Source organism: Bradyrhizobium symbiodeficiens (assembly GCF_002266465.3).
In the GTDB taxonomy this organism is placed as follows: domain Bacteria; phylum Pseudomonadota; class Alphaproteobacteria; order Rhizobiales; family Xanthobacteraceae; genus Bradyrhizobium; species Bradyrhizobium symbiodeficiens.
Genome location: NZ_CP029427.2, coordinates 3,370,630 through 3,387,432, shown reverse-complemented (window position 1 = coordinate 3,387,432; position 16,803 = coordinate 3,370,630). Strand labels below are relative to the sequence as shown.

The following is a 16,803-nucleotide window of genomic DNA, read 5'->3' as shown; positions in this document are numbered from 1 at the left end:
GGCATCGGCACGCTCACGGGCCGTAGCCTCGTTCGGGTGTGAAGGGCTTCGCCCCTCACTTCTGCGGCAGATTCACCCGCACATGCAACTCGCGGAGCTGTTTGGTCGATGCTTCCGACGGCGCGCCCATCAGCAAATCCATGGCCTGCTGGTTCATCGGGAACAGCGATATCTCGCGCAGATTGTTGGTGCCGCACAAGAGCATCACGATGCGATCCACACCCGCGGCCATGCCGCCATGCGGCGGTGCGCCGTACTGGAAGGCGCGGTACATGCCGCCGAAGCGGTCGACCACTTCCTGCTCGCCGTAACCTGCGATTTCGAACGCCTTCACCATCGCTTCCGGCACGTGGTTGCGGATGCCGCCCGAGGCGATCTCGTAACCGTTGCAGGTGATGTCGTACTGGAACGCCTTGATGGTCAGCGGGTCCTGGCCCTTCAGCGCGTCGAGGCCGCCCTGCGGCATCGAGAACGGGTTGTGCGAGAAATCGACCTTCTTGTCCTCCTCGTTGTACTCGTACATCGGGAAGTCGACGATCCAGGCGAGCTCGAACCGTTCCTTGTCGGTGAGGTTCAACTCCTCGCCGACCTTGTTGCGGGCCAAACCAGAAAACTTCCAGAACTTGTCGGGATCGCCGGCGACGAAGAAGGCGGCGTCGCCTTCCTTGGTGCCGATCTGCGCGCGGATCGCGGCGGTGCGCTCGGGACCGATGTTGTTGGCGAGCGGACCTGCACCCTCACCGCCCTCGCGCCACATGATGTAGCCCAGCCCAGGCTGGCCCTCACCTTGTGCCCACGAATTCATGCGGTCGCAGAACGCACGGCTGCCGCCGCCCGGCGCCGGGATCGCCCAGACCTGGTTCTTGGGATCTTCGAGCATGCGCGCGAACACCTTGAAGCCACTTCCGCGGAAGTGCTCGGAGACATCCTGCATCTCGATGGGGTTGCGCAAATCCGGCTTGTCGCTGCCGTATTTGCGCAGCGCCTCGGCAAACGGAATACGGCGCCAATTCTTCGACACCGGCTTGCCCTTGGCGAACTCTTCAAAGACGCCCGTGATCACCGGCTCCATCGCCGCGAAGACGTCTTCCTGGGTGACAAAGCTCATTTCGACGTCGAGCTGGTAGAACTCGCCCGGCAGACGGTCGGCGCGCGGGTCCTCGTCGCGGAAACAGGGCGCGATCTGGAAGTAGCGGTCGAAGCCCGACATCATCAGCAGCTGCTTGTACTGCTGCGGCGCCTGCGGCAGCGCATAGAACTTGCCGGGATGGATGCGCGACGGCACCAGGAAGTCCCGCGCGCCTTCCGGCGAGGACGCGGTCAGGATCGGCGTGTTGAACTCGAAGAAGCCCTGCCCCTCCATCCGCCGGCGCATCGACTTGATGATTTCGATGCGCGTCATGATGTTCTGGTGCAGCTTTTCGCGGCGCAGGTCCAGGAAGCGATACTTAAGCCTGATGTCTTCAGGATATTCCTGGTCGCCGAACACCGGCAGCGGCAGGTCGCCGGCCGGGCCCAGCACCTCGATCTCGGTGACATAGATCTCGATCTTGCCGGTCGGCAGATCATCATTGTCGGTGCCCTCGGGGCGGCGGCGGGCCTTGCCGTCCATCCGCACCACGAATTCCGAGCGCAGCTTCTCGGCCTGCGCGAAGGCCGGCGAGTCCGGATCGACCACGCATTGGGTCAGGCCGTAATGGTCGCGCAGGTCGATGAACAGCACGCCGCCATGGTCGCGAACGCGATGGACCCAGCCTGAGAGGCGGACCGTCTCGCCGATGTTGCTCTCGCGGAGCGCGCCGCATGTATGTGACCGGTAGCGATGCATGGTCGTCCCAAAATCAATGTGGAGAGGTCGAATCGGGTAGGGCCTGATGCCCTAGCCGAAGTTGCGCAGGGTTTACCCGACGAGGCCGAGGGCGGCAACCAAGGGAACGGCCTGTTTTGGGCCCGGAAGGCCCATTTTTGGCCGGTTTTGGCTCAAGCCTTTGCCATCCGGCGTTCCCCGCCTATCTTTACCGGTATGACCGTCCATTTCCCCTTCCAGAACTCCTATTCGGCGCTGCCGGACAGCTTCTTTGCCCGCGTCGCGCCGACCCCGGTCGCGGCCCCCCGGCTGATCAAGCTGAACCGGCCGCTGGCGCTCCAGCTCGGGCTCGATCCCGACTTGCTGGAGACCCCCGAAGGCGCGGCGATCCTGGCCGGCAAGACGGTTCCGGAAGGCGCCGATCCCATCGCCATGGCCTATGCCGGCCACCAGTTCGGGCATTTCGTGCCCCAGCTCGGCGACGGCCGCGCCATCCTGCTCGGCGAGGTCATCGACAGGGACGGCGTCCGCCGCGACATCCAGCTCAAGGGATCTGGTCCCACCCCGTTCTCCCGCCGCGGCGACGGCCGCGCCGCGCTCGGGCCGGTGCTGCGCGAATACATCGTCAGCGAAGCCATGTTCGCGCTCGGCATTCCGACCACCCGCTCGCTCGCCGCCGTGTTCACTGGCGAGCACGTCATCCGCGAGACCGCGCTGCCCGGCGCGGTGCTGACGCGTGTCGCAGCGAGCCACATCCGGGTCGGCACCTTCCAGTTCTTCGCCGCCCGCCGGGATACCGAGGCGGTCCGGCGGCTCGCCGACCACGTGATCGTCAGGCACTATCCGGGGCTGCGCGACCTGGAGCGGCCCTATCACGCGCTGCTTGCCGGCGTGGTCGAACGCCAGGCCAATCTCATCGCGCGCTGGCTGCTGGTCGGCTTCATCCACGGCGTGATGAACACCGACAACAGCTCCATCTCCGGCGAGACCATCGATTACGGTCCCTGCGCCTTCATGGATACCTACAATCCTTCGCAGGTGTTCTCGTCGATCGACGAGATGGGCCGCTACGCCTATGCAAACCAGCCGCGCATCGCGCTGTGGAATCTGACGAGGCTGGCCGAGTGCCTGCTGCCGCTGTTCTCCGACGAGCAGGAGAAGGCGGTCGCCGAAGCGCAAGACATTCTCGGTGCTTTCACTGAGACGTTCAGCACCGCCTATCAGGCAGGCCTGCGCAAAAAGGTCGGCCTGTTCACCGAGCGCGATGGCGACGAGGCCCTGATCCAGGACCTGCTCGACGCCATGGCCAAGAACCAGGCCGATTTCACCCTCACCTTCCGCAAGCTCGGCGATGCCGCCGTAGATGACAGCGCGGATGCGCGCGCGCAGTTCATGGAGCCCGCAGCCTTCGACGAATGGGCCGGCCGCTGGCGCGCGCGTATCGCGCTTGACTCGCAGAGCGCTACCGAGCGGCAGGCCGCGATGCACGCGGTCAATCCCATGTTCATCCCGCGCAACCATCGCGTCGAAGCCGTGATCCAGGCCGCCGTCAACGACGACAATTACGCGCCGTTCGAGGAATTGGTGAAGGTACTGGCCAAGCCGTTCGACGATCAGCCCGCGTATACCGCCTACGCCGATCCGCCGCTGCCGGACCAGCGTGTGCTGCAGACGTTCTGCGGGACGTGAGGCGGGTTCGACCGTTCACTACCATCCCTGAATTATCCACTGCGTGGATCGCGCCTTGCGCGGTCCGTTGCTGTCCCGCGGGCCCTGTGGACACGTCTGCCCGCGGGAACCGCTGTCATCAAACTGAAACACACACGCTCTAACCGCCTGTCAGGGTCGTCTTGCCGGAGACGTCCTTTCTCCAACACCCCTGACAAGCGCCATGCCCTTCAAATTCATCCACCTCACCGACACGCATCTGGCGAACCCCGGCTCGACCCTCTATGGCCTCGATCCGCGCGCCCGGCTGGACGCGGCCATTGCCGACATCAACAAGCATCAATCCGACGCCGCCTTCGCGGTCGTGACGGGCGATCTCACCCATTGGGGCGAGGCTGAATCCTACGCCAATTTCGTTGACGCGATGGCCGCACTGAAAATCCCCTACATCGCCATGGTCGGTAATCACGACCGGCGCGTCACCTGCCTCGACGCGCTCAAGGCCGCGCCGCGCGATTCCAACGGCTTCGTGCAGGGCACGCGCACCACCGAGCACGGCCTGTTCGTCTTCCTCGACACGCTGGACGAAACCAGCCACGCCGGCGAGATGTGCGCCAAGCGCTTCGACTGGCTCGCGAAGACGCTCGCGGCCGCGCCCGACGACCAGCAATTCGTCGTGTTCATGCATCACCCGCCCTTCCCGATCGGCGTCCATGCGATGGACGAGATCGGGCTGAAACAGAGCACGGAGTTCGCCGAGGTGATCGCGCCATATCGCACGCGCATCCGCCACCTCTTCTTCGGCCATGTGCACCGTCCCATCTTCGGCAGCTACGGCAAGATTCCGTTCTCCACCCTGCGCGGCACCAACCATCAGGTCTGGTTCGAGCTCGACGCCGGCGCGCCGCATCTCGCCAGCCACGAGCCGCCCGCCTATGGCGTGGTGCTGATCGACGACGAGAACCTGGTCGTACACAGCCACGACTTCCTCGACACCAGTCTGCGCTTCCCCTTCGAGCCACCGGCGGGGGTGGACGGCCGCGACTATGCACTCAACTTTCCGGCGCGGTGAGATGAGCCTCGCCGAACCCGCGACTCTTCCGGTCGCGACCTCGGCGGCGCCGCGCCTGGACGTGCCGAAGCGCCTCGTCGCGCGCTTCAAAGCTTCGCTGCCCGCCTATCTCCTGTTACTGCCCTCGCTGGTCTTCCTCGCGCTGTTCACCTATGGCGCGATGGGCCGCGTGTTGATCGATGCGCTCTACCAGCGCGCCACGCCGAAGGCCCCGGTCCGCTTCGTCGGTCTCGACAACATCGCAGCGGTGCTGGCCGACCCCGCTTTCACCGGCGCCGTCGTCAACAACCTCATCTACGCCGTCGGCACCGCGATCCCGAGCATCGGCCTGGCGCTGCTGTTCGCGCTGACGCTGTCGCGCACCCATGCCGTGAGCAGCGCGCTGCGCGCCGCGCTGTTCCTGCCGGTGCTGATCCCGATGGTCGCGGCCTCCGCGCTGTTCATGTTCATCTTCCTGCCCAATGTCGGCCTGCTCGATTACTACATCGGCCGCCTGCTTCCGGTGCTGCCGAACTGGCTCGGCGATCCCGACATCGCGCTTTACGCGATCATGATCATCACGATCTGGAAGAACGCCGGCTATTACATGCTGTTCTTCCTCGCCGGCCTGCAGGCCGTGCCCGAAGACGTGATGGAAGCCGCGCATCTCGACGGCGCCGGGCCTTATCAGCGCCTGCGCAATATCATTCTGCCGGAGCTCAAGCCCACCTTCCTGTTCGTCATCGTCATCGCGATCCTCAACGCGGTGACGCAGGTCGACCACGTCTTCGTCATGACCCAGGGTGGGCCGTCGAATTCGACCAACCTCGTGCTGTTCTACATCTACCAGCAGGCAGTCGAGCATTACGACGTCGGCAAGGCCTCGGCCGCGACGCTGCTGACGCTCGCCGCACTGATGGGCCTGACCGCGCTCTCCTTCCGCACCATGGCCAACCGCGAGGGCGGGCCATGAAGCTGATCGACTGGCTCTACAAGGACACCCCGCTCGCCACTCGGGGCGAGATCACGCCCAAGCTCGGCTTCCTGCTGACCGTGCTGCTCGCGATCGTCTGGCTCATCCCCTTCCTGTGGATGGTCGTCGCGACGCTGCGCCCGGCCTCCGACGGCATCAACGCCATGGCCGAGCTGATGCCGAGCCTGAAGCCAACGCTCGACAATGTCAGGGACGCCTGGGAGATCGGCGACTTCCCGCGCTACACGCTCAACACCACGATCATCTGCGCCGGCATTCTGCTGGTGCAGTTCGTCACGATCACGCTGGCGGGCTTTGCCTTTGCGCGCCTCGACTTCGCCGGCAAGTCGCTGATCTTCTATCTATTCCTGATGCAGCTGATGCTGGTGCCGGTGCTGCTGATCGTGCCGAATCTGAGCCTCGTGGCGCGGCTCGGCCTCTACGACACGCTCGCCGGCGTGATGATGCCGTTCTTCGCCTCCGCCTTCGGCACCTTCCTGATGCGTCAGGCGTTCGAGGCCATCCCGACCGAGCTCGAGGATGCCGCCCTGATCGACGGGGCCAGCCTCATCCAGCGCATCCGCCACATCTACGTGCCGCTGTCGATGCCGAGCTTCTCGGCCTTCGCCATCATCTCGGTCACCAGCCACTGGAACGACTTCCTGTGGCCGCTGATGGTGATCAACTCGCCGGACAAGCGGCCGCTCACGGTCGGGCTCTCGGTCTTCACCAAGACCGCCGAAGGCACGCAGGCCTGGGGCACCATCGCCGCCGGCACGCTGATGGTGATCGCTCCGCTGCTCATCACCTTCCTGATTTTCCAGAAGCGCTTCATCAGCTCTTTCGTCACCTCAGGCATCAAATAGGAGATTCTTCGATGCTGTTTTCCCGCAGGCTCATGTTCGGCCTCGCCATGGCAAGTAGTTTGGCAGCCACTTTGGCCGGCGCCCTCGCCGTCCCGGCGATGGCCGAAGGTCCGACCGAAATCGATCTGTTCTTCCCCGTCCCCGTCGACGGCAAGCTCGCCCGCGACATGGGCACCCTGATCAAGGAGTTCAACGACGGTCACCCCGATATCAAGGCGACCGCCGTCTACACCGGCTCCTATGACGACACGCTGATCAAGACGCGCGCCGCGATCAAGGCCGGCAAGCCGCCGTCCGCCGTGATCATGTCGGCGAACTTCCTGCTCGACATGCAGATCGAGAACGAACTGACCAATCTCGATGCCCTGATCAAGGCCGACGGCACCACCAAGGAGCAGTTCCTCGGCCAGTTCTTCCCCGCGCTGCAGGGCAACGCGGTGATCAACCGCTCCGTCTACGGCGTGCCGTTCCACAATTCGACGCCGCTGCTCTACATCAACGCCGACAAGGCCAAGGAAGTCGGCCTCGACCCGAGCAAGCCGCCGCAGACCTGGGCCGAGCTCACCGACTGGGCCAAGAAGCTCACCAAGCGCGAGGGCGACAAGGTGACCCAATGGGGCATCGCGATCCCCTGCGCCTACGACTATTGCGGCTGGATGATGGAAACGCTCACCATGAGCAATGGCGGGCGCTACTACAACGAGGAGTTCGGCGGCGAGGTCTATTACGACACGCCCTCGATGCTGGGCGCGCTCACCTGGTGGAACGACCTCGTGTACAAGCACAAGGTCCACGCCCCCGGCGCCACGCCGGGACCAGCCGTCAGCACCTCCTTCATCTCGGGCAATGCCGCGATGATGATGCTCTCGACGGGCTCGCTGACCTATGTGCGCGACAACGCCAAGTTCAACTACAAGGTCGCGTTCATCCCGCGCAACGTCCGCAACGCCGTGCCGATCGGCGGCGCCTCGCTGATCATTCCCGCAGGGCTCGAGGCCGGCAAGCAGAAGGCGGCCTGGACGCTGATCAAGTGGATGACCTCGCCCGAGAAGAGCGCCTGGTGGAGCCGCGCCACCGGCTATTTCGCGCCGAACATGGCCGCGTACAAGACGCCCGAGATGGTCGACTTCCTCAACAAGAACCCGGACGCCAAGACCGCCGTCGAGCAGCTCGACGTCGCCAAGCCGTGGTTCGCGACCTACAAGACCGTGCCGGTGCGCAAGAACCTCGAGGACGAAGTCATGCTGGTCCTCAACGGCAAGAAGCAGCCGAAGGAAGCCCTCGTCGCCGCGCAAAAGGCCGCCGACGAGACGCTCAAGCCGTACAACGCGGATACCTCGCTGAAGCTGCCGTAAGGCTCGCTGCAACCGCCAACGACCATCGGCGCTCCGTCATGCGGGGCGCCGATTTCGCTTTAGGCGGCCCCCGCCATTAACCCCCCGTCCACCATCCGACCGACCGCGCCGCCGGTAACCATTGCAATTAACAGACCCTCAACGCACCCCCGACAAATCTACCTATGTTTCTGGAGGTTTCGCCGTGGATCTGTTGGTTATCGAGTTCCTGGGGTTGGCGCTGGTCGCCATGTGCGTGGTCGTGGTGGCGCTGCCCCGCGGCCGCAAATCCTCGCACCGGGTCCGCTACGAATAGGAATTTCGTCGGAAAAAGCGATTCCGGCCCGAATGCAAGGCTCGAATTCGCACTGAGCCCCTTGACATCACAGCACTTTCGGCAGATCGGCTGATATCACGTGTCATGGGTCGTTCATGGATTTGATTACCACCACCGCTGACCTCGCGGCTGCCTGCAGCCGACTGGCCAAGCACCCCGTCATAACCGTCGATACCGAGTTCCTGCGAGAGACCACCTACTACCCGCTGCTATGCGTGGTGCAGATGGCCAGCGCCGAGGAAGCCATCGTCGTCGATACCCTGGCCGCAGGCATCGACCTCAAGCCGTTCTTCGAGCTGATGGCCAACGAGGCCGTGCTGAAGGTCTTCCACGCCGCCCGCCAGGACATCGAGATCATCTGGCACCAGGCCAACATCATCCCGCACCCGGTGTTCGACACCCAGGTTGCCGCGATGGTGCTCGGTTACGGCGACAGCATCGCCTACGACGCCCTGGTCGAGAAGGTCACCGGCCACCGCCCCGACAAGACCCACCGCTTCACCGACTGGTCGCGCCGCCCGCTGACCAAGGAACAGATGCATTACGCGGTGTCCGACGTCACGCATCTGCGCGACGTGTTTGCAGCGCTCGACGCCGATTTGAAGAAGCGCCGCCGCAGCGAATGGGTCTCCATCGAGATGGAGGTCCTGACCTCGCCCAAGACCTACGACTTCCACCCTGAGCGTGCCTGGGAGCGGCTGAAGACGCGGGTGCGCAAGCCGAAGGATCTCGCAGTGCTGATGGAGGTCGCGGCCTGGCGCGAGCAGGAAGCGCAGAGCCGTGACGTACCACGCGGCCGCGTGCTGCGCGACGAGGCCATCAGCGATATCGCCACCCACGCGCCGAATACGCTGGAGAAGCTCGCAAACTTGCGCTCGGTGCCGAAGGGCTTTGAGAAATCCAAATGGGGCGCGGACATCGTCGCCGCGGTCACGCGCGGACTGGCGCGCGATCCTGCCACGCTGCCGAAGCTGGAAAAGCCGCGCAACAACAACAATGGCGCCGCCATCGTCGAGTTGCTGAAGGTGCTGCTGCGGATGACCGCCGAGCGCCATGCGGTCGCCAGCAAGGTGATCGCCACGGTCGACGATCTCGAAGAGATCGCAGCCGACGACGAGGCCGACGTCCCCGCCTTGCGCGGCTGGCGCCGCGAGCTGTTCGGCGATGCCGCGCTGAAGCTGAAGCGCGGCGAACTCGCGCTTGCGGTCGAGAAAGGCCGCGTGATCGGGGTTCAGCGGGCGGAATAGGCCCGCGCGCCCTCCCCGAGATCGTCCTGGCTTTCGCCAGGACGACACCAAGAGTTTGGCGAGCCGCTCCGCCCGCTAGGAAGCCCGCCTTACGCCGGCGTCAGCTTCGCGACTTCCGGCTTCATTTCGTCGAGCACGCCCGATATCGCCGCGATCAGCTCGTCGATCTGGGCCTTGGTGACGATCAGCGGCGGGCAGATGGCGATGGCGTCCAGCATGTTGCGGGAGATCACGCCGCGCTCCTGCAGCATGCGGCTCGCCATGCCGCCGACGGCGCCGGGCGTCGCCGCGGCGGTCTTGCGGCCCTTGTCGAGCACGAGCTCGATCGCCGCGATCATGCCGACGCCGCGGACCTCGCCGACCAGCGGATGGCTGGTGAGCTCGCGCAGCTTTCCCTGCATGTAAGCACCGAGCTCGGCGGCATGCGCGACCAGGCCGCGTTCCTCGATGATCTTGAGGTTTTCCAGCGCGATCGCCGAGCCGACCGGATGGCCGCCCGCGGTGAAGCCGTGACCGAGCACGCCGATCCTGTTGCTCTCGTCCGCGATCGGCTCGAACATGCGGTCGTTCATGATGATGGCCGAGAGCGGGAAATAGCTCGACGTGATCTGCTTGGAGACGACCATCACGTCCGGCTTGATGCCGTAGGTCTCGCAGCCGAACATCTTGCCGGTACGGCCGAAGCCGCAGATCACCTCGTCGGCGACCAGCAGGATGTCGTACTTCTCCAGGACCGCCTGGATCTTCTCCCAATAAGTCGCCGGCGGCACGACGACGCCGCCCGCGCCCATCACGGGCTCGCCGAAGAAGGCCGCGATCGTCTCGGGCCCCTCCTTCTGGATCAGCGCATCGAGCTCCTCGGCCCGCCGCGTCGCGAAGGCCTCCTCGCTCTCGCCAGGCGCACCGTCCTTGTAGAAGTGCGGCGAGCCGGTGTGCAGAATGTTCGGCAGCGGCAGATCGAACGAGCGATGATTGTTCGGCAGGCCCGTCAGGCTGGCGGATGCAATTGTGACGCCGTGATAGCCGCGCATGCGGCTGATGATCTTCTTGCGCTGCGGCTGGCCCAGCGAATTCGAACGATAGGCGATCAGCTTCAACACGGTGTCGTTGGCTTCCGAGCCGGAATTGGTGAAGAACACCTTGCTCATCGGTACAGGCGCGAGCGCGACCAGCTTCTCGGCAAGGTCGATCGAGGGGCCGTGCGATTTGGCGGAGAAGGTATGGTAGAAAGGCAGCGCCAGCATCTGCTTGTGCGCGGCCTCGACCAGCCGCTTCTCGTTGAAGCCGAGACCGACGCTCCACAGGCCTGCCATCGCCTCGAAATAGCGTTTGCCCGATGCGTCGAACACGTAAGGCCCCTCGCCGCGCTCGATCACCAGCGGACCGGCCTGCTGATGCGCGCGCGCATTGGTGTACGAATGGAGCTGGTAGGCCACATCGCGGGCTTCTTGCGAATTGGGCAGCATGGACATTTGCGCAGATCCTTGAAAGCGTCACGTCGCCGGCAGGGCCGGCGTCATCACTCGATGATCAATTACCTTGGCTATTGCGGCAGCGCGGAACTTGCAACGCCAATTCGTCGACAACAAGCGCTCAGCAGCGATGCACAAAGATGCACGCGACAACGCTGCACGTGACAAATCCGCCCATGACGAAGCGGCACCTCGACGCAGCACCTGGAGCCGCTCTCACGCCGTGTCGTCGTCATGTCCGTCGTCAGTGCCGGCAGCGGCTTCCCTCACCTCCACCAGCGCCATCGAGAGCAGATAGACCGTGGTCGGCAAACCAAGTCCGCGCGCCCTCTCGGCCGCACGCGACAGATCGCTCGCCAACTCCTTGAGCTCGTCTCCCCGCGACAATCTCCACCCCATCCGCCGGTCGCGGCCGCCTACACCGCAACGGCGCCGCTGGTTCTGAGCAGTTCGGCGCTGGATTGGATTGTAGCAAAATTCCCGACGACATTCACTACTGCATCCTTATAGCCGGCGGCATCGCCTGTACCGGGCTGCCGGCAAGCCACGGCGTCGGCGACCACTAGATAGCGGTGACTGCGGTGAAACCCATCGGCGGCGGTGGCCAAAATGGTCTCATCCAGGGAGAAACCGATCAGAATGCAGCGTACAGTGCGGATATTGGACATGTACTCCACGAACCGCGACGAGCTATAAGCGGACGGCAGCGGGTGCTCGAACGTCAGCTCCCCCGGCCGCGGCTTGGTCGCCGCGATCCAATCGGTCAGCCTCGATGCCGGATTGAACCAAGCCGCCTGCGCGATGCGCTTCAGATGCATCACCGGCCAGAGATTGCCCCGCCACACGGTCAGGAGTTCCAGGCAGCGCGACGTGACGGCGTCGCCGTCGAGGATGACGTGGCGACGCCCGGGGGTCAGATATTCGCCCTGGAGATCCGCGCAGACCAGGATCGGCGGATCATCATGGATGGAAGCCAGCATTGTCTTGCGCAGAGCTGCATCAGTTTCAACGGTCGGCGAGCGCGAGGTCCCGCAGCGGAGAGGTCACGGCCCGCCCTGCCGAGGCGTCGAGCACGCCCGGCCGGTCCCAATCGCCTTCGGGACGGATGATCACGTAGGGATCGCTGTCCAGCGTGATCGCGTCCGGTCCCGGCTCGATCTCCAGCAGCATTTCCGTGTAGGAAAAATCCGAGAAGGTGACCTTGCGATTGTGGCCGAGCGGCTTGGCGCCGAAATGGGCCCAGAAATCGACCAGCCGGTCCTGTGCCTGGCCATAGATCTTGCGAAAGCCCTTGCGCTTCACATAGTCGACGCTGGCCTGCACCAGCTTGAACGAGACGCGCGAACGCCGGTATTGGTGACGCACCGCGAGCCGCTCCACCTTGGCGAAATCGCCGAAGAAGCGCACCCGCAGGCAGCCTGCGGGCTCGTTGCCGACGAAGCCGATGAAATGGGCCGCGACCATGTCGTTGCCGTCGAACTCCTCCTCGAACGGACAATCCTGCTCGGCGAGATAGACCGCGGAACGGATGGCCGTGACCAGCATGAGATCGCTGGGATCGCGCGCAAGACGGATGGAGATGGCCCGGGAACTGGGCTTGGCGAGAGGAATCCTAGTACCGTGCATCTGCAAAACTCCTTGCCTGGATGATCGCGCCCGGCATGCGCAGCGGCTGGCGATGCCAAGGCCGCTCGTAGCACCAGAGGTCGGGCTGGAAGCTCGGGACCGGCGCAAAGCCGGTCGCCTTCATGATGTCGCGTCCGGCCACCGTTGACGGCTGCGCATAGCAATCGGCGCCGCGAAACCTTAGCTGTCGGAGATGTGCTGCAGCCTTGCCGAGACCGGCGATCCCGCGTCCTGTCGCCGCGATCGCCCAGATGTAGATGGCAGCGACGTCTTCTTTCGCGGAAACGAGATAGTGCGTCTCAGGCGCAGTGAGGCAGATCTCGTCGAGCAGCAGCGCATCGTGCCCGCGGTCGTTGAGGAACAGGAACGCCATGCCGCCGACGAGATCGCCCTTCCGGGTGAACGTCAGGATACTCTGGGGGTCGAACGCGACGTATCGCGCAAGCTCGGCGGCCCCGATCCGAACGCCCGGCACCAGCCGGTGCGCCATCTGTGCAAGCACGGCAATTTCGGAAGATTGCGCGCAACGGACTTCGACATCCGGGCTCAGCGGCAAGGCATCGAAATCATGCCTTGCGGCAAACGAGCCCCTTTCCATACACATGTCACGCCTCTATCGTTCGAGGCTTTCGTGCCCCGCTATGCCGATGAGCTTAGCGGCTGGGGATCAGGAGTATGCAGCAGTTATTGCACCGGGGTGCTGCGGTGACGCAGCACGGTGAAGAAGCCCTGGATGCGTCCTGGGACGATTTGAAACTGTTTTTAGCGTGTGCAAAATATAAAAGTTTTCGCAATGCCGCCGAGGAGCTCGGGCTCACCTCGACCACGCTGATGCGCCGGATCGACCGGCTCGAAGAGAGCATCGGCTGCAAGCTGTTCCTGCGCGACCAGAGCGGGCTCACGCTCAGCGATGAAGGCACCGCGATGATCGCCGACGTTGCGCATATGGAGCGTCATGCCTTCAACGTCTTTCGGCGCGCCTCGCGGTCGTCGAACGACACTTCCGGCACCGTGCGCGTCGCGGTGACCGAAGGTCCCGGCAATTTCTGGATCCTTCCGCGACTGATCGACTTCCAGAAGACCTACCGCAAGATCACCGTCGATTTGCGTTGCGCGATGGAGCAGGCCGACGTCGCACGGCTTGAATCCGACATCGCGATCCAGCTCGAGCCTCCGACCAATCCCGACCTGATCGTCGCCAAGCTCGGCCGTCTGCACATCTATCCCTTCGTCTCAAAGGAGTACGAAAGCCTCTACGGCGTGCCGACGACGCTCGCCGAACTGAATAACCACCGCATCATCAAGCAGAGCGCGCCGCAGGTCGACGACAGCGCCTACGCCCGCGTGCTCGGACTGAAGTCGCTCGAGGGGATCGTCGGGATCAAGACCAATTCCTCGGTCGGCGCGCTCTATGCCGTCGAGCGCGGCGCCGGCATCGGCTTCCTGCCGACGGTCTCGATCGCGCTGGGCGCGCCGTTGATCGCCGTCGATCTCGGCGTCAGCCACCACGCCGATCTCTGGCTCACTTATCACAAGGAGTTTCGAACCTCCGAGCGCCACAAGATCGTGATCGACTGGCTGAAGAAGATCTTCGATCCCAAGATCTATCCCTGCTTTCGCGACGAATTCATCCATCCGAACGCGCTGGTGCCGATGATGACGGCCGCGCGCGAGGGATTTGGATTGACGGGATATGTCGCGGCGACGCCGGCTTAGAAGGTCTCTGCCTACCAGCGATATTCGAAGCCGACCGTGCCCTGGTGTGACGTCAGCTCGTTGCGGAACTTGCCGTCGTAATTGACGTAGAGCCGCGCCACACTGGTCAGGCTGAGCGAAGCCGAGGCACCTGCATCCATGCCGTAACGGCTCTCGCCGATGCCGGGCACCACGATGTTCTGGGTGCCGAGGCTGACCTGGATCAATCCCAAATCCTGATGGAAATTGTCGACGAGCTTGCCGTAGGCCGACAGGTCCAGGATTCTCTGGTCGATGATGAAGTAGCGGCCGATCTCGGCCCCGACCATGATGCGTGCGCGCGAGAGCGTGGTCGAACCGACGGTGAGCGGATCGAGGCCGCCGGCCTCCTGGAACGCCGCGCTGGTGGCGCGCACATATTCCAGCGCGCCCTTGGGCACGATCCGCATCTGGTCCTTGGTCCAGTAATAGCTGATCTCGGTCAGCGCGCCGTCGACTGCGGCGCGATAGCCCGCGGTCGCAAGGCCAAGGCCGGTGTCGCGGCTGGAACGGACCTTGCCGAAGCCGTGCACCACGGCAAAGGCCCAGGTCCATGGCCCCTTGTCGACCGAACCGTTGATGCCGACTTGCGTCAGGTCGAGCGTCGCCGATTGCAGCGCCAGCGGCACGTCGACGTCGGTGTGGCTCTGGTCGACGGAGAAGCCGAGATTGACGCCCGGCGACACCCGCGCGCCAAAGCCGGCAACGCCGCCGACCGTCTTGCGCCTGTCGCCGACGAAGTCCCCTTGCGCGTCTGTCCGCACCGAGATGCCGTAGCCCTCGAACCAAGTGCGATAGCGCGGGTCTTCCGCACTCGCGGATGCGCCGCCGCCGCCGGGATTGGTCCGGAACGTCCGGTTGACGCCGCCTGATGCCTGGTTGCCGAGGCGCTCCAGGAAGTTCGAGCCGAGATTGAGCGCGCTGTTGCCGGCCGATTGGTCGTAGTTGGTCGAGATGGCCGAGGGCGTGGGAGGCGGCAGCGGCGGCGCCACCTGAGCAAAAGCAGCCGGCACCATCAAACCAGCCACGACGGCACCCGCGACGTTGGCCGTCGTCCGGCGAACCCGGGCTCCTCCACTTACCTGCCGTGTCCCGGAGGGCTGCGATGTGCAGCACATGACGAAAATCCCGAAGCAAATGGCGGCGCGCAAAAATGCAACAGGCGCGGCGCACGTCGCGATTTGCGCCGAACTGCTACGGAGGGTCAACCGCTTGGCCCGCTGTCACCGAGGCTATTGCCCTCGATTGTGGTTCCGCGGCCACAGGTCGGAAATTGCAAGTCGGCACAAACGGCTCGCCCTTGAAATCCGCGCACGGCTTGCTAACGGGCGATTTTCATGTTGCAATATCGGACACAATCGGAATTGGCCGCTCGACTGTGCGTTTCGCGACATTGAGACTCAAGACTCGAACAGACTTCCGGAAGCCCGTTTGTGGCGTGGCACGCGAAAAGCGGCCGCGTCGTTTTTGTATCTAGCGGAGGAGACTGAGGATGCCGCAAAAGGGCACCGTCAAATGGTTCAACCCGACCAAGGGCTACGGGTTCATCAAGCCGAACGGCAGCGACAAGGACGTGTTCGTCCATATCTCCGCCGTCGAGCGCGCCGGACTCTCGACCCTCAACGAAAACCAGGTGGTTGAATACGACCTCGTGGAGAACCGCGGCAAGGCATCCGCGGAGAACCTCAAGGTCTCCTGACTTCTCTCAAGGCTACACACGAGAGAACATGACGTTGCCCCCGGCTCTGCCGGGGGATTTTGTTTTTGTTGGATGATATTAGCGAAAGCCGCCGTTGCTTTGGAGCCGACCATCACCACCAAGCCACCACCGATGACGACTGATGAGCAGCAACGCTCGGCTTCGGCAGGCGTTATCGCAGGCACTGATGTCGGGGTGAACGGTGCTTTCGACGTTTTCGGCTCGGAGCTTCCCGATGAGGCGTTCGAAGGTGTGTTCGATCAGCCTCGGCAAATGTACAAACCGGTCGATCTGTTATTTCGCGGCTCGTGAGCCCGAGACCATCTTTACCCTACGACGGGCGAAACTAAAAAATTCTCCGACGCAGCACTCCCGGCCGTCCTGCACACATCGCCCTCGATCCGGACCTTTCCGGTCGCAAGCAACCGCAGCGCTTCGGGATAGATGCGGTGCTCGACTTCGAGGATGCGTTCCGACAGCGTATCTCCCGTATCGTGATCGCCAACGGGCACCGCGCCCTGCATCACGATCGGGCCGGCGTCGGTCTCGGGGATCACGAAGTGCACCGTCGCGCCTGACAGTTTGACGCCGGCGCGCAGGGCCTGGCCGTGCGGGTCGAGGCCGGGGAAGGACGGCAGCAGCGAGGGATGGATGTTGAGCATCCGGCCGTACCAGCTTTGGGTGAACTCGGCCGTGAACAGGCGCATGAAGCCGCCGAGACAAATCAGCTCGATACCGTGCTGGTCGAGGGCCGCCTGAAGCACCTTTTCGAAGCCGGCGCGGTCCTTGCCGAACGGCTTGCTCTCGATCACCAGCGTGTTCACGCCAGCCGCTTGGGCCCGTTCGAGCCCGAGCGCGTCGGCCTTGTTCGAGATGACGAGCGATATCTCGGCCGGGAAATCCGCAGCCGCAGCGGCCTTGATCAGCGCGGACATGTTGGAGCCGCGGCCGGAGATCAGGATGGCGACGCGGCGCTTCATCACAGCGCC

17 protein-coding genes are annotated in these 16,803 nt (G+C 64.1%); 9 read left to right on the top strand and 8 right to left on the bottom strand.

What is annotated here, in order from left to right; translation table 11 throughout:
- Positions 1-55: 55 nt before the first annotated feature.
- Positions 56-1,828, bottom strand: a complete 1,773-nt coding sequence (gene aspS / locus CIT39_RS15510) for an aspartate--tRNA ligase (protein WP_094974471.1) — start codon at positions 1,826-1,828, stop codon at positions 56-58.
- Positions 1,829-2,023: 195 nt separating this feature from the next.
- On the opposite strand from aspS, the gene CIT39_RS15505 reads away from it, so the two are divergent.
- The 6 genes from CIT39_RS15505 (at position 2,024) to rnd (ending at position 9,283) form a co-directional block, all read left to right on the top strand.
- On the top strand, positions 2,024-3,496 hold the full coding sequence (locus CIT39_RS15505) for a protein adenylyltransferase SelO (RefSeq protein ID WP_094974472.1): 1,473 nt from the start codon (positions 2,024-2,026) through the stop codon (positions 3,494-3,496).
- 202 nt (positions 3,497-3,698) lie between these two features.
- The gene (locus tag CIT39_RS15500) at positions 3,699-4,547 is read left to right on the top strand and encodes a phosphodiesterase (protein ID WP_094974473.1); all 849 of its coding nucleotides are present in this window, start codon (positions 3,699-3,701) and stop codon (positions 4,545-4,547) included.
- A 1-nt stretch (position 4,548) separates the two neighbouring features.
- Positions 4,549-5,499, top strand: coding sequence for a carbohydrate ABC transporter permease (locus tag CIT39_RS15495; protein WP_162308517.1), 951 nt, complete (start codon positions 4,549-4,551; stop codon positions 5,497-5,499).
- The gene (locus tag CIT39_RS15490; protein ID WP_094974475.1) at positions 5,496-6,365 is read left to right on the top strand and encodes a carbohydrate ABC transporter permease; all 870 of its coding nucleotides are present in this window, start codon (positions 5,496-5,498) and stop codon (positions 6,363-6,365) included. The genes CIT39_RS15495 and CIT39_RS15490 overlap by 4 nt, the downstream gene beginning before the upstream one ends.
- An 11-nt stretch (positions 6,366-6,376) precedes the next feature.
- Positions 6,377-7,720: an ABC transporter substrate-binding protein gene (locus tag CIT39_RS15485; RefSeq protein WP_094974476.1), complete on the top strand. Its 1,344-nt coding sequence runs from the start codon at positions 6,377-6,379 to the stop codon at positions 7,718-7,720.
- A gap of 411 nt (positions 7,721-8,131) precedes the next feature.
- Complete coding sequence (rnd, locus tag CIT39_RS15480; protein ID WP_094974477.1) at positions 8,132-9,283, top strand: ribonuclease D; 1,152 nt, start codon at positions 8,132-8,134, stop codon at positions 9,281-9,283.
- Between the two features lie 89 nt (positions 9,284-9,372).
- On the opposite strand, the gene CIT39_RS15475 is transcribed toward rnd, so the two are convergent.
- The 5 genes from CIT39_RS15475 to CIT39_RS15455 form a co-directional block, all read right to left on the bottom strand.
- The gene (locus tag CIT39_RS15475; RefSeq protein ID WP_094974478.1) at positions 9,373-10,755 is read right to left on the bottom strand and encodes an aspartate aminotransferase family protein; all 1,383 of its coding nucleotides are present in this window, start codon (positions 10,753-10,755) and stop codon (positions 9,373-9,375) included.
- Positions 10,756-10,971: 216 nt separating this feature from the next.
- Complete coding sequence (locus CIT39_RS15470) at positions 10,972-11,142, bottom strand: hypothetical protein (protein WP_162848646.1); 171 nt, start codon at positions 11,140-11,142, stop codon at positions 10,972-10,974.
- Positions 11,143-11,171: 29 nt separating this feature from the next.
- On the bottom strand, positions 11,172-11,735 hold the full coding sequence (locus CIT39_RS15465) for an isochorismatase family protein (RefSeq protein WP_094974480.1): 564 nt from the start codon (positions 11,733-11,735) through the stop codon (positions 11,172-11,174).
- A 25-nt stretch (positions 11,736-11,760) separates the two neighbouring features.
- Positions 11,761-12,381 carry a GNAT family N-acetyltransferase gene (locus tag CIT39_RS15460; RefSeq protein ID WP_094974481.1) on the bottom strand — a complete coding sequence of 207 codons (621 nt, stop codon included), beginning with the start codon at positions 12,379-12,381 and terminating at the stop codon, positions 11,761-11,763.
- Positions 12,368-12,985: a hypothetical protein gene (locus CIT39_RS15455; protein WP_162308516.1), complete on the bottom strand. Its 618-nt coding sequence runs from the start codon at positions 12,983-12,985 to the stop codon at positions 12,368-12,370. Before CIT39_RS15455 ends, CIT39_RS15460 begins: the two co-directional genes overlap by 14 nt.
- A 71-nt stretch (positions 12,986-13,056) precedes the next feature.
- On the opposite strand from CIT39_RS15455, the gene CIT39_RS15450 reads away from it, so the two are divergent.
- Complete coding sequence (locus tag CIT39_RS15450) at positions 13,057-14,097, top strand: LysR family transcriptional regulator (protein ID WP_094974483.1); 1,041 nt, start codon at positions 13,057-13,059, stop codon at positions 14,095-14,097.
- An 11-nt stretch (positions 14,098-14,108) separates the two neighbouring features.
- Here CIT39_RS15450 and CIT39_RS15445 read toward each other — a convergent pair whose 3' ends face one another.
- Positions 14,109-15,233, bottom strand: coding sequence for an autotransporter outer membrane beta-barrel domain-containing protein (locus CIT39_RS15445; protein WP_094974484.1), 1,125 nt, complete (start codon positions 15,231-15,233; stop codon positions 14,109-14,111).
- A gap of 374 nt (positions 15,234-15,607) precedes the next feature.
- On the opposite strand from CIT39_RS15445, the gene CIT39_RS15440 reads away from it, so the two are divergent.
- Positions 15,608-15,814, top strand: a complete 207-nt coding sequence (locus CIT39_RS15440; protein WP_007591938.1) for a cold-shock protein — start codon at positions 15,608-15,610, stop codon at positions 15,812-15,814.
- A gap of 72 nt (positions 15,815-15,886) precedes the next feature.
- A complete protein-coding gene (locus CIT39_RS15435) occupies positions 15,887-16,126 on the top strand; it encodes a hypothetical protein (protein ID WP_094974485.1) in 240 nt (79 codons plus the stop codon).
- Positions 16,127-16,140: 14 nt separating this feature from the next.
- On the opposite strand, the gene purN is transcribed toward CIT39_RS15435, so the two are convergent.
- Positions 16,141-16,794: a phosphoribosylglycinamide formyltransferase gene (gene purN, locus CIT39_RS15430; RefSeq protein WP_162308515.1), complete on the bottom strand. Its 654-nt coding sequence runs from the start codon at positions 16,792-16,794 to the stop codon at positions 16,141-16,143.
- Between the last annotated feature and the right edge of the window lie 9 nt (positions 16,795-16,803).